General features: G+C 62.3%; 15 protein-coding genes and 1 pseudogene. 7 read left to right on the top strand and 9 right to left on the bottom strand.

Going from position 1 to position 16,317, the window contains the following annotated elements; genetic code table 11:
- The first annotated feature begins 25 nt into the window (after positions 1–25).
- The 7 genes and pseudogenes from IEY26_RS12465 to IEY26_RS17795 all read left to right on the top strand — a co-directional run.
- Positions 26–1,024, top strand: coding sequence for an ABC transporter permease (locus tag IEY26_RS12465; RefSeq protein ID WP_188979412.1), 999 nt, complete (start codon positions 26–28; stop codon positions 1,022–1,024).
- Complete coding sequence (locus tag IEY26_RS12460) at positions 1,021–1,866, top strand: ABC transporter permease (protein WP_229774100.1); 846 nt, start codon at positions 1,021–1,023, stop codon at positions 1,864–1,866. The genes IEY26_RS12465 and IEY26_RS12460 overlap by 4 nt, the downstream gene beginning before the upstream one ends.
- 134 nt (positions 1,867–2,000) lie before the next feature.
- A complete protein-coding gene (locus tag IEY26_RS12455; protein ID WP_229774098.1) occupies positions 2,001–3,155 on the top strand; it encodes a polyamine ABC transporter substrate-binding protein in 1,155 nt (384 codons plus the stop codon).
- 57 nt (positions 3,156–3,212) lie between these two features.
- Positions 3,213–4,331 (top strand): ABC transporter ATP-binding protein, encoded by a 1,119-nt coding sequence (locus IEY26_RS12450; RefSeq protein ID WP_188979408.1) that lies wholly within the window; start codon positions 3,213–3,215, stop codon positions 4,329–4,331.
- A 38-nt stretch (positions 4,332–4,369) separates the two neighbouring features.
- Positions 4,370–5,878 (top strand): aldehyde dehydrogenase family protein, encoded by a 1,509-nt coding sequence (locus IEY26_RS12445; RefSeq protein WP_188979406.1) that lies wholly within the window; start codon positions 4,370–4,372, stop codon positions 5,876–5,878.
- Between the two features lie 78 nt (positions 5,879–5,956).
- A complete protein-coding gene (locus IEY26_RS12440) occupies positions 5,957–7,381 on the top strand; it encodes an aldehyde dehydrogenase family protein (RefSeq protein ID WP_188979404.1) in 1,425 nt (474 codons plus the stop codon).
- Between the two features lie 424 nt (positions 7,382–7,805).
- Positions 7,806–8,032: pseudogene (locus IEY26_RS17795) on the top strand (sugar phosphate isomerase/epimerase family protein); the annotation flags it as partial.
- A 198-nt stretch (positions 8,033–8,230) separates the two neighbouring features.
- Here IEY26_RS17795 and IEY26_RS12430 read toward each other — a convergent pair.
- The 9 genes from IEY26_RS12430 to IEY26_RS12390 form a co-directional block, all read right to left on the bottom strand.
- Entirely contained in the window at positions 8,231–9,091 is an 861-nt protein-coding gene (locus IEY26_RS12430; protein ID WP_229774096.1) for an ABC transporter permease, read from the bottom strand.
- Positions 9,088–10,149, bottom strand: a complete 1,062-nt coding sequence (locus IEY26_RS12425) for an ABC transporter ATP-binding protein (RefSeq protein ID WP_188979402.1) — start codon at positions 10,147–10,149, stop codon at positions 9,088–9,090. The genes IEY26_RS12430 and IEY26_RS12425 overlap by 4 nt, the downstream gene beginning before the upstream one ends.
- A gap of 912 nt (positions 10,150–11,061) precedes the next feature.
- The gene (locus tag IEY26_RS12420; RefSeq protein WP_188979400.1) at positions 11,062–11,853 is read right to left on the bottom strand and encodes an alpha/beta fold hydrolase; all 792 of its coding nucleotides are present in this window, start codon (positions 11,851–11,853) and stop codon (positions 11,062–11,064) included.
- The gene (locus tag IEY26_RS12415; protein ID WP_188979398.1) at positions 11,846–12,226 is read right to left on the bottom strand and encodes a hypothetical protein; all 381 of its coding nucleotides are present in this window, start codon (positions 12,224–12,226) and stop codon (positions 11,846–11,848) included. The genes IEY26_RS12420 and IEY26_RS12415 overlap by 8 nt, the downstream gene beginning before the upstream one ends.
- A complete protein-coding gene (locus IEY26_RS12410) occupies positions 12,223–12,975 on the bottom strand; it encodes an enoyl-CoA hydratase/isomerase family protein (protein ID WP_188979396.1) in 753 nt (250 codons plus the stop codon). Before IEY26_RS12410 ends, IEY26_RS12415 begins: the two co-directional genes overlap by 4 nt.
- On the bottom strand, positions 12,972–13,682 hold the full coding sequence (locus tag IEY26_RS12405) for an ABC transporter ATP-binding protein (protein WP_188979394.1): 711 nt from the start codon (positions 13,680–13,682) through the stop codon (positions 12,972–12,974). Before IEY26_RS12405 ends, IEY26_RS12410 begins: the two co-directional genes overlap by 4 nt.
- A complete protein-coding gene (locus tag IEY26_RS12400; RefSeq protein ID WP_188979392.1) occupies positions 13,679–14,362 on the bottom strand; it encodes an ABC transporter ATP-binding protein in 684 nt (227 codons plus the stop codon). The genes IEY26_RS12405 and IEY26_RS12400 overlap by 4 nt, the downstream gene beginning before the upstream one ends.
- On the bottom strand, positions 14,344–15,372 hold the full coding sequence (locus IEY26_RS12395; protein WP_188979386.1) for a branched-chain amino acid ABC transporter permease: 1,029 nt from the start codon (positions 15,370–15,372) through the stop codon (positions 14,344–14,346). The genes IEY26_RS12400 and IEY26_RS12395 overlap by 19 nt, the downstream gene beginning before the upstream one ends.
- On the bottom strand, positions 15,369–16,298 hold the full coding sequence (locus IEY26_RS12390; RefSeq protein WP_188979384.1) for a branched-chain amino acid ABC transporter permease: 930 nt from the start codon (positions 16,296–16,298) through the stop codon (positions 15,369–15,371). The genes IEY26_RS12395 and IEY26_RS12390 overlap by 4 nt, the downstream gene beginning before the upstream one ends.
- Positions 16,299–16,317: the final 19 nt, after the last annotated feature.

The following is a 16,317-nucleotide window of genomic DNA, read 5'->3' as shown; positions in this document are numbered from 1 at the left end:
TCCAGTGTGAGTGAGAAACTCACGTATGGCAACTGAACGCACGAGCGGAGGGAGCGGGTTGGTCACTCGCGTTCGCCGCCACAGATACGTCGGCCTCGTGTTCAACGCCGCGCCAGCGACATTCTGGCTCGGCGTGTTCTTCGTCGCGCCGCTCGCCGTCATGCTCTACTACAGTTTCGGGACCCGGGGAGCCTTCGGGACCGTCCTCCTCGACCCAGAGCATCTCGGCATCCAGCAGTACGCATACTTCTTCGTCCCCGACGGTGCGTCGATACCGCAGACAATCTGGTGGACGCTCGGCTGGGCGCTCGGCCACTTCGTCCCGTTCGTCCCGAACGTCGCCGGCGGCGAACCGACAGCGTACGTCCAATTGCTCTTCAAGAGCATCTACTTCGGCGTCGTCACCACCGTCTTCGCGTTCGCCATCGGCTATCCGATGGCGTACTTCGTCGCGCGGAAAGCCCCCGCGAACTACCGGAATATCCTCGTCGCCCTCGTCGTCCTCCCCTACTGGGCGTCCTACCTGGTGCGCGTCTACGCCATCAAGATCATGCTCGCGAAGAACGGGCTCCTCGACAATCTCCTCACGACCCTGAACATCGCGGACAACGTCAGCCTCCTCTACTCGAACTTCGCCGTCGGCTTCGGCCTCGTCTACATCTACGTCCCGTTCATGATTCTGCCCGTCTACGCCAGCCTCGAACAGCTTGACACCACGCTCGAAGAAGCGGCGATGGACCTGGGTGCGGACCGCTGGGACGCCTTCCGGAGAGTGACTCTCCCGCTCTCGATGCCGGGCGTCATCGCCGGGAGCTTCCTCGTCTTTATCCCCGCAGTCGGGGCGTACGTCATCCCAGAGCTCCTCGGCGGGACGGACACTGCGACCGTCGGCGAATTCATCGCCTCTCAGTTCGGCTCGGCCGGGAACTGGCCGCTCGGTGCCGCCGCGGCGTTCATCCTCATGGTGATTATGTTCCTCGGCATCTGGATCTACCAGTCGCGTACGGGAGGTGACATTCTGTGAGCTCCGTGACCGTCTCTTGGTTCAAGCGGACACGCTCCCGGTTTATCCAGCGGTTCGGTGGCGTTGCACTCGGTCTCGAGGCCATCGCACTCTATCTGTTCCTCTACATCCCGATCGTGGTAATGATCGCTCTCTCCTTCAACGACTCACAGACCGCGATCGTTTGGAAGGGGTTCACCACAGAGTGGTACAGCGCGCTCCTCGACGGGCGTGCCATCGCTCGCGTCGACCCGCAGGCCGCATGGATCGCGCTGAAGAACTCGCTGTACATCGCCGCGGTCACCGTCGTTGTGTCGACGACTCTCGGGACGATGCTCGCTCTCGCCCTCGACCGCTACGACTTCCCGGGTCGCAGTCTCTTGCAGGGCGTCACCTTCATGCCGCTCATCATCCCCAGCATCGTGATGGGTATCAGCCTCCTGCTCTTCTTCAACTTCGTCGGGTTGACGCAGGGCATTGGCACGGCCATCATCGGCCACGTCGCCTTCGATATCTCTTACGTGACAGTCATCGTCCTCGCAAGGCTCTCCTCCTTCGACCGGACGCTTGAGGAGGCCGCGATGGACTTAGGGGCGCGCGAGCTCGAAACCTTCCGCTGGGTGACGTTCCCCATCATCAAACCGGGCGTCATCGCCGGAGCACTTCTCGCGTTCGCGATGTCCTTCGACGATTTCGTCGTGACGTTCTTCATCATCGGGAACCAGAACACGCTCCCGATCTTCTTCTTCGGGATGGTCCGACAGGGTATCTCGCCGGGCGTGAACGTTATCGCGACCGTCATCCTGCTCGCGACGTTCGCCCTCATCGCACTCGCCCAGAAGGTCGCCGGGCTCACCTGGTAGCCCCACCCATCCATAATATTTATGGCAACGGTGGACAATAACCAAGAAGAACGGTACCAATACCCATGAAAAGAGAGAACACTTCGAATCGGCGGCTGTTCCTGAAAACGACCGGTGCACTCGGAGCCGGCGCCATGGCCGGGCTAGCGGGCTGCTCGGGGGGAGACGGCGGCGACGGAACCGGCGGGACGACGACTAGCGGCACGACGACGGGGACGACGGGGGGTGGTGGGTCCGCACAGGGAAGCGCGGACGTCCGCGCCGAGTGGGGGCTGCCCGACCTCGACTACGACGTCGGGGATTCGCTGAACGTCTTCCAGTGGACGGACTACTGGCCATCGGGGACAGTCGAAATCTTCGAGAAGGCGTACGGCGTGAACGTCAACGTCTCGAACTACGCGTCCAACGAGGAGATGTTCAACAAGCTCAAGGCCGGCGGCACCGGCCAGTTCGACCTCATTTTTCCGTCGGACTACATGGTGAACATCCTCGCGAGCCAGGGGATGATTCAACAGGTCAACCTCGACAAACTCTCGAACTTCGATAACCTCGAGCGGAGGTGGATCGACCAAGCGCCGTACGACCCCGACCCCGGCCGATGGTCCGTCCCCTACCAGTGGGGGACGAGCGGCTGCGGGTGGAACACGAACATGACCCCAGATATCGAATATCCCTTCTCCTGGGATCTCATGTGGAGCGACGAGTACGGGGGGCAGATGACGATGCTGAACGACATGCGGGAGACCATCGGGGCCTCCCTAAAGCGCCTCGGCTATTCGCTCAATTCCACGAAGGAGAGCGAGATTCAGGAGGCGAAAGAGGCGCTCATCGAGCAGAAGCCGCTCCTGACTACGTACTCCTCGGTGAGTCGGGACGCCGCGCTCCAAAACGAGCAGGCGAGCCCCGTCCACCTGTGGTCCGGCGACGCGTTCTCCGCGTACTGGGCGACGTACACCGACGGCGAGTCACCAATCGGATACCGGGTGCCCAAGGAGGGCGGCGTCGTTTGGGTCGACACTGCGGCTGTCACGAAGGAGGCCGCGAACGTGAACGCCGCGCACGCCTTCATCACGTTCTTCCTGAACGCAGAGATCAATGCGAAGATTTCGAACTACGTCTACTACCCGACGCCGAACGCGGCAGCGAAAGAGTACATCGACGACGCCGCGCTGAACAACCCGGCGATTTACCCGCCCGACGAGGTCATGCAAAACCTCGAGTTCATCCGGAATATCGGGCAGGCGACACAGCTGTACAGTGAAGCGTGGACCGAAATCCAGAACGCCTGAATGACTGATAACGAATCCGATGATTGACCGACGTACTATCGGGGGTGAGAGCGACTGATGACCGAGTACGACGTCCGGATGGACGGTGTGACAAAGCGGTTCGGCGACGTCCTCGCCGTTGACGACGTGGACTTCGAGATCGAGTCCGGGAAGTTCCTGACGCTCCTCGGCCCGTCGGGCTGCGGGAAAACGACGACGCTCCGGATGATCGCGGGCTTCGAGGAGCCTTCTGAGGGGGCCGTCCACATCGACGGTGAACAGGTGAACGACCGACAGGCGTTCGAGCGGGACACGTCGATGGTGTTCCAGTCGTACGCACTCTTCCCCCACATGACGGTCGGGGAGAACGTCGCGTTCGGCCTGCAGATGCAGGGGCTTCCGGGGGAGGAGCCGAATAAGGGTGCACTCGATCGGCTGCTCCGGCGCGACAACTCCGAGGAGATCCGAGAGCGCGTGTCGCGCACGCTCGAACTCGTCGAACTGCCCGGGATGGAAGACCGCGATATCGACCAGCTCTCTGGCGGGCAACAGCAGCGAGTCGCGCTCGCTCGCGCGCTCGTGACGGAGCCGACGGTGTTGCTGTTGGACGAGCCGCTGGGGGCACTCGACCTCAAGCTCCGGAAGAACATGCAGGTCGAGCTGAAGAACCTCCAGGAGGAGCTCGGCATCACCTTCGTCTACGTCACGCACGACCAAGAGGAGGCGCTCACGATGAGCGACGAAATCGCGGTGATGAACGACGGACACCTCGAACAGCTTGGGACAGCGACTGAGATATACGAGCAGCCGGCGTCCGAGTTCGTCGCCGACTTCATCGGCGAAACGAACCTCGTGCACGGCGACTACGCAACGGTCGACGACGGCGCAGTCCTTGAGTCGAACGGCGTCACGTACCGAGTCCCGGAAGAAGCGGACGCCGAGGGCCGCGTCGCGTTCGCGATTCGCCCGGAGAAGATACGCCTCGGCGAGGAGGCGGAGGGGCTTCCGAACCGCTTCGAGGCGGAGGTCGTCGACGAGATTTACAAGGGGAACCTCGGGAAGTTCGAGGTGCGCCTGGCGAACGGTCAAGACCTCACGGTCGACCTCCAGATCACCGACCAGGGGGAGTATCTCTCGGTGGGAGAATCCGTTGAGGTCGGGTGGCGGCCGGAGAACGCGGTCGTCCTCACGCGGTAAGTATCGGGACGCGACTACGACACTGACGACAACCACTCATGACTGACTACGATGGCACGCTACAGGAGAACCACGAAGCAGCGATCGCGGAGGCGACGGACGGCGTCGACTTCGGGAACTACATCGACGGCGAAACGGTTGACGCGGCGTCCGGTGAGACGTTCAGCCCCGAAGACCCGGCTGTGGGTGTCGCGCTCGCGGACGTCGCGCGTGGCGACGAGGCGGACGTCGACCGGGGGGTGTCAGCCGCCCGGAACGCCTTCGACGGCGAGTGGGGCGACCTGACGGCGATGGAGCGCGGAGACGCGCTCCGCGAGTGGGCGGCCGCGCTCCGTGACAACCTCGACGAGCTCGCGCTTCTCGGGACGCTCGAAGTCGGGAAGCCGCTGTACGCGGCGCGAGCTGACGCGGAGACGGGCATCGCGTTCATCGAGTACTACGCGTCGGTCGCGGCCGCACAGGAGGGCCGCGTCCCCGACGTCGGTGACGACTCCTTCGCGTACGTCCGGGAGGAGCCGTACGGGGCGACAGGGCAGATTCTCCCCTGGAACTATCCAATTCTCCTCCTCGGTTGGAAGGTCGGCGCGGCGCTCGCGGCGGGGAACACGTCGGTGACGAAGCCGCCGGAGCAGGCTCCCCTCGCCATCGTCCGCGCGGCCCAGCTCTCGAAGGGCATCCTGCCGGACGGCGTGTTCAACGTCGTGAACGGCTATGGTGACGAGGCCGGCGCGGCCGTGAGCAGCCACGACGGGCTGAACAAACTCTCCTTCACTGGCTCGGTACCGGTTGGCCGGGAGGTCATGCGGTCGGCGGCCGACGACGTGACGCCGGTGACGCTCGAACTCGGCGGGAAGAACCCCTTTGTCGTGTTCCCGGACGCCGACGTCGAGGAGGCCGCGGAGACGGCGGCCGTCGCCGGCCTCTACAACAACGGTCAGTCCTGCGATTCGGGAACGCGACTCCTCATTCACGAGGATATCGAGACGGAGTTCCTCGACCACTACCTCGACGCCGTCGCAGACCGTTCGGTCGGCGACCCGCTCCAGGACGCGAACCAGGGGCCGCTCTGCTACCGCGAACACCTGGAGAAAGTCGAGGAGTACGTCGAGCTCGGGAGAGAGGAGGGGGCGACGGTGCTCGCGGGCGGTGAGCGTCCCGAGGGCGACCTCTCGGCTGGCTACTACTTCGAGCCGACCGTCTTCGGGGACGTCACGCCGGACATGCGGATCGCGAACGAGGAGGTCTTCGGACCGGTGCAGTTCGTAATGACGTTCGAGAGCTACGAGGAAGCCGTCGAAATCGCGAACGGGACGGAGTACGGGTTAACCGCGGGCGTGTTCACGGAGAACGCGTCCCGCGCACACCGTGCGGCTGCGGACATCCAGGCGGGGAGCATCTGGGTGAACCAGTACTTCGGGACGGTGCCGGGGACGCCGTTCGGTGGGTTCAAAAACTCCGGTATCGGACGAGAGTGCGGGAAAGACGCGCTCGAGGAGTACACGCAGGACAAGTCGGTCCATTTGGCTCTCGACGACCCCGCTCTCTGACTGAGTTATCGTCGGCCAGTCTGGGTTTTTCGCGAAAACTTTTTGGCCACGTCCGGGCTTTGGGAGAGTGAGTCACCCATGAGAACACTCTACATCGACGGGGAGTGGGTCGACGCGCACACCGACGACGGCATCGATGTCGTCTCGCCGATCGACGGCAGCGTCCTCGACACCGTTCCGGATGGCGACGCAACAGACGTCGCTCGCGCCGTCCGAGCCGCGCGTGACGCGCGTCAAGAGCTGAAGGAGATGACGCCCTTCGAGCGCGCGGCAATCCTCGAAGAAGTGACGGAGTACTTCGAGGCCAACGAGGACGAGATCGCCGAGTGTATCTCTCGCGAGGAGGGGAAACCACTCCACGAGTCCTACGACGAGACCGAGTACGTCATCGCGTCCAGTGAGGACTACGCGCATGACGGGATCCGGCTGTTCGGCGACGTCGTCCCGTCCGAGCACCGGGACCGCTTCGCGTACACGACGCGCGAGCCCTACGGGGTCGCCGCCGTCATCAGCCCGTGGAACTTCCCGCTCGAAGTCCCCGGTGGATCCATCTACGCCGCCATCGCGGCTGGTAATCCCGTGGTCTTCAAGCCCGCGGAGGAAACGCCGCTCACCGCCTACCACATCACGAAGGCGTTCGCGCAGTCCTCTCTCCCCGACGGCGCGTTCAATCTCGTCACCGGCCAGGGAGAGACCGGTGCGAGCCTCGTCGAAAACGAGGACGTCCGCCTCATCGCGTTCACGGGGAGCACTGAGGTCGGCCGGGAGATCGGGAAGGTCGCCGCCGAGCGGAACGCCCAGTGCCTCCTCGAGATGGGCGGGAAGGACCCGATTCTCGTCCTCGACGACGCCGACGTGGACGCCGCGGCCGAGGCAATCGTCGGTGGTTCGACGTTCAACGCCGGTCAGGTGTGCTGTGGGACCGAGCGCGTCATCACGACCCCTGGTGTTCACGACGCCCTCGTCGACGCCGTCGTGGAGCGCACGAAGGCGATCACACTCGGCGACCCGTTCGACGACGACACCGACGTCGGCCCGATGATCTCCGAGCGCATTCAGGCGAAAGCCGTCGAACAAGTGAGCGAAGCCATCGCGGACGGCGCGGACCTCCTCGTCGGCGGCGACACCGACGGCCTCTTCTACGAACCCGCAGTCCTCGCAGACGTCGACCCCGACACGGCGATCGCGCGCGAAGAGACGTTCGCGCCGGTAACCCCCGTTATCGCCGCCGACGACTACGACGACGCGGTCCGTATCGCGAACGACTCGCGCTACGGGCTGCAGGCCGCGGTCTTCACGCAGGACCTCGAGCACGCCCACGACGCCGCGAACCGAATCGAAGCGGGCGGCGTGTTCGTGAACGAGACGGACAACTACTGGGAGCGCCTCCTCCCCTTCGGCGGCTACAAGGACTCCGGTGCCGGCGGCCGCTACGGCAGCAAGTGGCACCTTGAGGCGATGACGCAGACGAAGGCCGTCATGCTGAACTACGGTGACTACTGAGGCGGGAACTCCAAAGCTACGTCGAACACTTCGCGGGCGGGGAGTGGCGGACCGGCAGCGGAGCGGACGGCGCAGACGTCGTGAACTCGACGACGAACGAACCGGTCGCGACGGAGACGCACGCGAACGGAGCGATTTTCTCCCCCGTCGACACAGGCGGCTCACGATTCACGCCCGTCGACACAGGCGGCTCACGATTCACGCCCGTCGACGGGTAAGCATCACGTGCGAGCCCCGCCGCCGAGTGCCGATTCGTCGCCCTCCCGAGATCAGTTGCCTCCTCACGGGCAGGTGACCGCCCGGCGACGGGAAAAAGAAAACGCGCTGGCCAGCCGGTTCAGGTCTCGAAAAATCCCCGCTCGATGGGCCACTACCGTGTGATGGCTATCTCAGGTCAGCGAGAGAGTCCCCGCGCTTCGACGCCTCACTCGACATCGGCCACGCGAAGGCGAGTGGCATCCCGTACGAACGCTTTGTCGACAGGTTCGGTGACCGAATCCGCGTCGTGCATCTCCACGACAACGACGGGACGGCCGACGACCACGACCCGCTTCCCGAGTTTGAGCGAGTCGCCGCTGATGTGGGGCGCTCTACAACGTCCTCGAAATGAGATCACTGCCCGATATCGCGGCCTGTGTTGCAGAACGGTAGGGCTGTAAAATCACGGGGGGCACCCGCTCGTTGACTCGGTTCGGAGTTCTCCCCGAAGCGAGGACCGGCCGTGGACGTGGTCGCCCGCGCGGTACTCCTTCGTCTCGGTGAGTCGGTCGTACAGGTGGCCGCGCATCAGGTCCTCGCCGTCTTTGTAGGTGCTCCAGTCGTTGAAAGCGTTCCTCTCGGGTGCTCGGCTCAGTAGTCGCCGAGGACGCCGAGTCGGCGCGCGCGCCGCGCTGTGAGACTGAACGCGACGTACCCGAGCGCGAGGTAGCCGCCGGACGTACCGACGAGAACCGCGAGGGCGAGTGGGTCGAACTCCCAGAGGCGGGTGCCGTCGACCATCGCGCGCTGGAGCATCGCGCTCCCCTGGACCAGCGGGAGAATCCGCGTCCACGGGAGGTCGAAGACGGGCGCGGAGATGAGGCCGATGAACGCGAACTGGAGGAGGTTGGCGACGTTCGAGATGCGCTTGTAGAGGACGCTCAATCCGCCCATCACGAGGCCGAGGCCGAGCGCGCCGGCGAGGGTGAGGGTCGCGACCGGGAGCACCGTCACGAGGTTGAGGTCGAGGGCCGTCCCGGTGACGAGCAACATGACGGCGAGGACCACCGCGGAGGTCACGAACGTCCGGAAGACGATGGCGATGGATTTCGCGAGCACCACCGGCCCGAAGCCGAACGGCGTCATGAAGTGCCGCTCCAGCGTCCCCCAGCTCGCCTCCGACTGGATGTCGTTCATGATTCCCGAATACGCGCCCAGCGAGAGCGTCCACAGGAAGTAGCCGACGATCAACCCCTCGATGGAGTCCGAGAAGGCCTGCCCGGCGACGAGCGTCCCGCCGTAGAACATCAGCGCGAAGAAGAAGACGCCCATGAAGAGCCCGAGCGCCGCGTTCAGCGGATACCGAACCCAGATGAGGAGGTCGCGGTAGATGACGGCCTTCAGGAGGTGGGAGTAGCCGCCGGTTCGCTCGGGCGTCCGGGCGTGCGCCGACCCGTCGGTCTCACTGCGCTCCTCCCGCACTTCGGACGCTCGCTCCTCGGCGTCCGTCATCGTCCGCCACCGCCGTTACCGCCTGCCGAATCCCCGCTCGTCATCTCGACGAACACCTCCGCGAGGTCCGGCTGGACCGTCTCGACGCTCGCGATGTCGAGACCGTGGGTTTCCATCGCGTCGGTCAGCCGGTAGAACGTCTCCGTGTTCGCAGCGACCTCGAAACGCACTCGATCACCGCTACGCTGGACGTCGGACAGCTCGAAGTGGTCTTGCAGGTCGGCGAGCGTCGGGTCGTCGACGCCGCGAGCGGTGATGCGGTAGCCTCTCGTCTCGAAGCCCGCGAGCAGGTCTTCGACGGTGTCGTCGACGATCACTCGGCCGTCGTTCATGATGACGACGCGGTCGCAGACGTCCTCGATGACGTCCATGTCGTGACTCGAGAGGACGAGCGTCAGGCCGCGTTCCTCGGCGAGGCGGCGGAGTTCGCTCCGGAGTTTCAGCGAGCTCTCGACGTCGAGGCCGAGCGTGGGTTCGTCGAGGAAGGCGACGGAGACGTCGCCGGCGAGCACGCTCGCGAGCGACACCTTCTGCTTCATCCCGCGCGAGAGGTCGCGGACCGCCGTGTCCGCTTTATCCGTGAGGTCGAGGTGGTCGAGTACCTCCTCGTGGCGGTCGGCGACGGCGTCGGGGTTCTGGCCGCGAATCGCGGCGAAGTACCGGAGGTTCTCCCGGACCGTCAGCCGCCAGTAGTCGTTTCGTGCACCCTCCAGCATGGCGTCGACGTGCTCGTAGGCCGCTCGCGGATTCGCGTGCACGTCGATGCCGTGGACGCGGACCTCGCCCGCGTCGGGGAGCACGAGGCCGAGAATCGACTTGATCGTCGTGGTCTTCCCCGCGCCGTTCGGGCCGAGCAACCCCACGACCTCGCCGGGCGCGACGGTGAAGGAGACGTCGTCGACGGCGGTCACGGCGTCCTCGCCGCCGCCGAACGTCTTCGCGAGCCCGTCGACGTATATCGCGGCGTCCTCCCGCGTGAACGACGGGGACGCCGCGTTCGTCTCCACCGACGGTCCGTTGGAGGGGCGTTGACCGGCGTCGAGTGGACCGTTCGACATTGATTACCTCTCGGTTCGACTCTCCACCAGTTAAGCCCAGCGTTCGAGTGAAACCCCCCTAGCACAGACCGAACGGGCTCTGCGACTGTCCCAGTCGGATAGCCAGCTACGCGGTCAGAGGACGGTGAGGAGGCTCGCGAACTGACCGGAACGGTCGTCGTACCCTTTGTCACCGAGACAAGTGTATGAAGATGAACATAGCGCTTTACCGAGGACGAGGCGGTCTGACGGCCGCGTTTTCGCGTCGTTGTCACGTGTAGACCGAGAGATCACGCTCCACTCCGCATCGGCTAGCAGTGAAACAGAGCGAGCGGAAGACCACTCACCGTACGGACATATAATGTGTGTCGAACAGATTATACAGGATGGACGGAGGAGAAGTTCGGTGAGACTGATCGTGTCTCGAACACGAGACATATCGATGAGTTCGTCGAGAAGCGTTCGGTAGGTTGGGCCTGTTCCGAACTTTGAGGCACCGGAGGACAACGTACTGACGGAGCGTGTAGTGGTGTCTCGAGGGCTTCGAGCAGTAGCGGACCTCGTGCGTCGTGCGATCTGCGATACTCCCTCGACAGATCGGAGCAACCGAGACGTCATTCGAGCCCTACCCCACGATCTGCTGACTATATACGTCCCGTAAAGCGGTTGAACAGAGCCGATTGAATCGGCGAGTCGACTACACGGGAACACCACGGTGTTCGATCTTCTCAAGGTACCGATCGACCGGTCGAATAGCTCACAGGGAGGCAGTCGGTCAAGCGCTACGAGTGGCGCGGACGGCTTAGTGACTCCGACGGCCGAGAGAGGGACTACGACAACTCGACGGGAGGACGACGGTATCGGAGGACAGAACTACCGCGTTCTCGACGGAGGGCACCGGCTAGAGAGGTGAACGGGGACGGTTCCGGGGCGTTAATCAGTGAGGAAATCGCGGATGAGCGTCGTAGTCCGAGACGGGTGTTCCATCATCGGGTAATGTCCCGTCTCGTCCATCGTCACAGGCGTACAATCCGGAAGGCCGTCTATCGTCTCCTGGAAGACGTCGTCTTGGATATAGAAGTCCTCGCTTCCCCTCACGAGCAACACTGGCAGAGTCGCCTCGCTCAGTCGGTCGGTTACGTCGTGATCTGCCCAACCCTGCAGGTCATTTGTGCCGACTTCGTGTGCGCTGCGGTGTTGCCACACGAGCTCGCGGCGTGCCTCCTCGGGAACGGAGTCCGCAGTCGAATCAGTAACGGAGTACTCGAGAACGCTTTGCCAGCCCGGTAGTGCGTGGGGGTGTGAGAGGCGACCGAGCTGCGCGCCACGTGTTCGCCCTGCTCCCTCGAACGCGAGGGCGGCACGGAAGCTTTCGGGGTGGTTTACGGCAAGGTCCAGAACGATATCGCCTCCGATAGAACACCCAGTGACTGCAGGGTTATCGAGGGCGAGCTTCGACATAAAATCGAATACGAATTCAGCGTGTCGATGGATCGAATCATGAGGCTCCCAATCTACAGGGTACGATTTTCCATGACCCGGAAGGTCCGGAACGATGACCCGGTATCCCTCCTCTTTCAGGAGGGGAGCGACGTGCCGCCATTGTCTCCCATCTGCTCCCGCGGTATGGATCGCAATGAGGGTGGGGTCACTTGCATCACCGACTGATTCATAGTACGTCCGGGTTCCGCTGACGGTCGTGTAATGGCCAGTTAGCTCAGTCATCAATGGCCTCGTCGAGGTCTTGTAGCGTCCGGATGAGCAGTTCGAGCATTTCCCGCATTCGGTTTGCTTCGAGCTTGTTCCCGGCAGTTTTGAGGGAGCCTGTGTGGATCGCTCCCGATAGCGATTGATCGCCGCTAGCGACGCGCCTCCAGGCTTTGTCGTCCCCAATCACGCGGAACGTCGCGCCAAACGACGGGACGTACGGCTCGGTGTCGATGACGTGACCTCGGTAAATCTTGAACCAAGCGGTGTCGCTGCCGACTTCGAGGGCAAGAGAGCCGTCGAACTCAGTCGCGGACCGTCGGAATTCGTCTGATGATGCTGCGTTAGCGAGTTCTTGCGGCCAGTCTTGGGTGTCGAGTATTGAGGTCATTGTCTGAGTTCTTCGAGCCTTTCACGAGCGTCGCCGTCGGTGAAGGCATACTCCATGGCGTCAGCGGCGGCTGTGCGGAGTGACTGTGTTTCCGCTCCAATCGCGGGGTCACTGAGACGGTCTTTGAGAATCGCGAGCGTATCGCTGCTTGATCGTTCTACTGCCGTCACGAGTTTCGCTGTTACCTCGGTGAGGTCCGCCTTGTCCGCGAGCCGAGTAACGAAACCTGCGTTATGTGCTTCTGTTGCGGGAATATCTCGCCCGGTGAAGAGCCAATCGCGCGCTCGTCGTTCTCCGATCAGCTGGGGGAGTAGCTCGATCGCGTATCCGGAGATCGGGATTCCAAGTCGCGCTTCGGGCACGGCGAACGTCGCTCGTGAGTCGGCGACCACGAAGTCCCCGCCGAGTGCGAGGAGGAATCCGAACCCGAACGCACGACCCTGAACCGAGACGATGACCGGTAACGGGCACTCACGGATCGACGCAACGAGGTCAGCGTACGTGTCTGAGAGGGACCGAGCGTCGTCTGGTGTGTCGGGATTCAGGTCGTGGATGTCGGCCCCGACGGAGAACTGATCCCCGCGCGCATCGATTACGACGGTAGTCGCGTCCCCCTGTTCGATGTCGCGTATCGTTTCGGTGAGTGAGACGACAGATGCTTCCGGAAACGCGTTGGAAACCGATGGTCTATCCAGCGTGATCGATAGCCGGTCGTTCGCCCGCGTTACCGTATAGTGTTCGGAGGTCATGCAAAGACGTTATCCACGGTCTCTTGATACGCATCCTCGAACTCTCCGCGCTCACCGAGGTAGTTGAGCGTGTTCTTCCGCATGAGGTACATCCGGTCAGAGACGTGTTTTGCAAATTCGATTTGCTCGTCGGCGACGAGCACAGTGACGCCGGATTCACTGATCTCGCTGATGGTGTCTCGAATGTCCTCGACGATCTTCGGTGCCAGTCCGAGCGTTGGCTCGTCGAACATTATGAGGTCCGGGTCGATGACCAGCCCCTGGGCGATCGCGAGCATCTGTTGTTGACCCCCGCTCATCGTGCTCGCGACTTGCGATTGACGCTCGCTGAGTATCGGGAAGAGGTCAAAGACGCGGTCTAACTGCGCGCTCTCGTCGACGTCCGACGCGGGTATCATCGCTGTCCGGAGGTTCTCCGCAACGGTCATCTCCGGAAATACACGGTGTCGTTCTGGGACGTACGCGAGCCCTTTGTCAATCCGCTCGTACGGCTCGTAACCCACGACAGATTCGCCTTCGAACTCGATGTCTCCACTATCGATGTCTTTGACGCCGGAAACCGTATCGAGGAGCGTCGTTTTTCCGGCTCCGTTCGCACCGACGATGGAGACGACTTCTCCCTCCGGGACGCTGAGGTTGGCGTCGCGAATGACTTCCATATCGCCGTACGAGACATGAACGTCGTCGACGGTGAGTAAGTCCGTCATATCGCCATCTCTCCGATGTATTCTTCGCGGACTTGCTCGTCCTCGAGCATCTCTTCGGGCGTTCCGGTATGCATCACCTGACCTTGCGCGAGGACGGTAACTGTATCCGCGAGGTTGAACGCTGTCTCGATGTCGTGTTCGATGAGCATGATGGTCTTTCGCTCTGCGAGCGCATCGATATAGTCGATCATCTCGGGCTTCTCCGTCGGGTTTAGTCCGGAGAACACCTCGTCAAGTAAGAGGAGGTCTCCCTCACTTGCGAGTGCGAGCGACACGCGCTTTCGTTCGAAGAGGGTGAGTTCACTCCCCTCTTTATCGTGGATTTCGATGAGGTCCAGTAGCTCCATTAGCTCTTCTGGGTCCGACTCGAACGATGCAAGACTGATGTTCTCTGCAACAGTAAGCTCGTCGAAGACATCAACCTCCTGGAACGTACGACGGACCCCCTGCCGCGCCGTCTTATAGTCCGGGACGGTCGTGATGTCTTCTCCGTCAAACTCGACCGTTCCACCATCCGGGATATGATACCCGGTGATGCAGTTGAACAGTGTTGTCTTCCCAGCACCGTTCGGACCGATTATCGCGTTCGTAGTCCCACGCTCGAGCGTGAACGTAACGCCGTCAAGCGCGACGATGCCACCGAAACTACGGTTGAGTTCGGTTACTTCCAGAATTGCCACGAGAGATCACCTCTGTTATCGATTGCGTCGTAGAGACCTCCCAGGATACCGCGTGGGAAGAAGAGCACGACGACGACGAGCATTCCACCGATAATGTAGGGCTTCATGTTCGATAAGCCGAACATTCGGACGACCTCTGGGAGGCCGACGAGGACGATTGCACCGACGATTGGGCCGTGAACCGTTCGAATGCCACCAACGACGGCGATAACGAGTAGGAAGACGGTCTGGTCGAGCGTGAACCCACCAGGCGTGATGAGCCCGTTCACGTGCGCGTACAGCGATCCACCGATACCCAAGAGAAGGGCACCGACGACGACGGCGATGAATTTGTACTTTTTCGGGTTGTATCCGATCGACCGTAGTAGGTCTTCGTTCTCACTGGTTGCAACAGTTAGCGTTCCCGTCAGCGACCGGTCGAATACCGCTACGATACCGATCGAGATCGTTAACATCACTAAGAGGAACAGGTACTGTTCCAGTTGAGTTTGGAATGTGAGTGGCCCCGCTGTTGGCGCAGGGACGTTACTAATCCCAGTCGGCCCGACGGCATGCCAGTTTGTGAAGACGTAGTAGACGATCTCCTCGAAGGCGAGCGTTGCGATGATTATCTCGAATGATGAGCCAATCGCGATCGCGGAAAAGGCGATGAACCCTCCGATAACCGCCGCAACGACTCCGCCGGAGACCATTGCGACGAGGTATGGAACCCCGAAGACGTTGACGAGGAGCGCGGAAGTCACTCCGCCAATGATCGCCAGTGCTGCAGGACAGAACACGAGCAAGTTCGGCCAACCGAGCATGAGGTTATACCCGGAGGCCATCACGGCGAATATCACCACGGTTAGCGCCACGTACCCGATATAGCTCGATCCCGCGACGAGTGGGGCTGCGAGCAGTCCGAGGAGGAGCGTAATGCCCACAGACTTCGCGACTGCACGCCACTCCACACCTGGCATGTCGACGGCTAGATTACGGTTCGCGAATCCTGATTCTGTATCGGCGCTCATCGGGTAACCTCCGTAAGGCCGCGAACGCGGTCAGCGATAGCAGCTCCGAGGTCGTCCTCACCTTCACTCAAGACGACTGCCTTGAGCAGGAAGAAGAGGATGAGGACTGCGAACTCTGTCGCGTAGATGTAGTACGATGAGAGGTAGAGGATCGCGAAGGCCTCGTAGATGCCGAGTGCGTAGCCGGCGACTGCTGCACCGACGACGCGTCCGATTCCTCCGAGGATGACCACGATGAACGCCTTGATGAGCAGTGATGAGCCCATGTCGGGCGTGAGGGAGAACATCGCGGCGTTGAGGACGCCTGCAACTCCCGCCATGGAACTTCCGAGCACGAACGCGATTAAGAAGGTACGGCCGACGTTCACGCCTTTTAGGCGGGCGAGATCGCGGTCTTGAACGATTGCCTGAAGCCCGAGGCCGGTCTCGGTGTGGTTGATGACCCAGTAGAGGAACGCGAAGCTGGCGATCGAGAAGATGAACACCAGTAGCTCAAGCGACGTCACGGTCACGCCTGCGGCGTGTAGGCTTCCCGATTGAAGGCCGGCGAGTGGGACTTCTTTGGGCTCGTGGCCCCATACTTGCGCGAATGCACGTTCGAAGATACGTGCAAGGCCGAGCGTGGCAAGGATAATCGCGAACACGTATTCCGATTCTGTACGGTCGTATAACCGAGCGAATATCCCGCGTTCGAGGATCGCGCCGAGTAGCCCGATCGCGATGACCGCGACCACGATTCCGACCGGCCAGGGGAGGCCGGTCAGAATCGTTGCCTGGTAGAACACGTATGCTCCACCGGCGAACAGGGCAGCGTGAGCCATGTTTGGGATGTCCATCACACCGAAGATGATGGTGAAACTGGCGGCGAACAACGCGTAGATACTGCCTTGAATCAGGCCGTTGACGAGTGTCTCTAACAGTACCATTGGTCTCTGTGTAGAGTGT

It is taken from the genome of Halocalculus aciditolerans (assembly GCF_014647475.1).
Taxonomy (GTDB): domain Archaea; phylum Halobacteriota; class Halobacteria; order Halobacteriales; family Halobacteriaceae; genus Halocalculus; species Halocalculus aciditolerans.
The sequence above is the reverse complement of the archived record's forward strand: the minus strand, read 5'-3'. Positions and strand labels throughout refer to the sequence as shown.

Coding starts and splice junctions, on each gene's coding strand:
- IEY26_RS12465 (WP_188979412.1), top strand. CDS start 26: ATGGCAACTGAACGCACGAGCGGAGGGAGCGGGTTGGTCACTCGCGTT.
- IEY26_RS12455 (WP_229774098.1), top strand. CDS start 2,001: ATGGCCGGGCTAGCGGGCTGCTCGGGGGGAGACGGCGGCGACGGAACC.
- IEY26_RS12450 (WP_188979408.1), top strand. CDS start 3,213: ATGACCGAGTACGACGTCCGGATGGACGGTGTGACAAAGCGGTTCGGC.
- IEY26_RS12445 (WP_188979406.1), top strand. CDS start 4,370: ATGACTGACTACGATGGCACGCTACAGGAGAACCACGAAGCAGCGATC.
- IEY26_RS12440 (WP_188979404.1), top strand. CDS start 5,957: ATGAGAACACTCTACATCGACGGGGAGTGGGTCGACGCGCACACCGAC.
- IEY26_RS12430 (WP_229774096.1), bottom strand. CDS start 9,091: ATGACGGACGCCGAGGAGCGAGCGTCCGAAGTGCGGGAGGAGCGCAGT.
- IEY26_RS12425 (WP_188979402.1), bottom strand. CDS start 10,149: ATGTCGAACGGTCCACTCGACGCCGGTCAACGCCCCTCCAACGGACCG.
- IEY26_RS12420 (WP_188979400.1), bottom strand. CDS start 11,853: ATGACTGAGCTAACTGGCCATTACACGACCGTCAGCGGAACCCGGACG.
- IEY26_RS12415 (WP_188979398.1), bottom strand. CDS start 12,226: ATGACCTCAATACTCGACACCCAAGACTGGCCGCAAGAACTCGCTAAC.
- IEY26_RS12410 (WP_188979396.1), bottom strand. CDS start 12,975: ATGACCTCCGAACACTATACGGTAACGCGGGCGAACGACCGGCTATCG.
- IEY26_RS12405 (WP_188979394.1), bottom strand. CDS start 13,682: ATGACGGACTTACTCACCGTCGACGACGTTCATGTCTCGTACGGCGAT.
- IEY26_RS12395 (WP_188979386.1), bottom strand. CDS start 15,372: ATGAGCGCCGATACAGAATCAGGATTCGCGAACCGTAATCTAGCCGTC.
- IEY26_RS12390 (WP_188979384.1), bottom strand. CDS start 16,298: ATGGTACTGTTAGAGACACTCGTCAACGGCCTGATTCAAGGCAGTATC.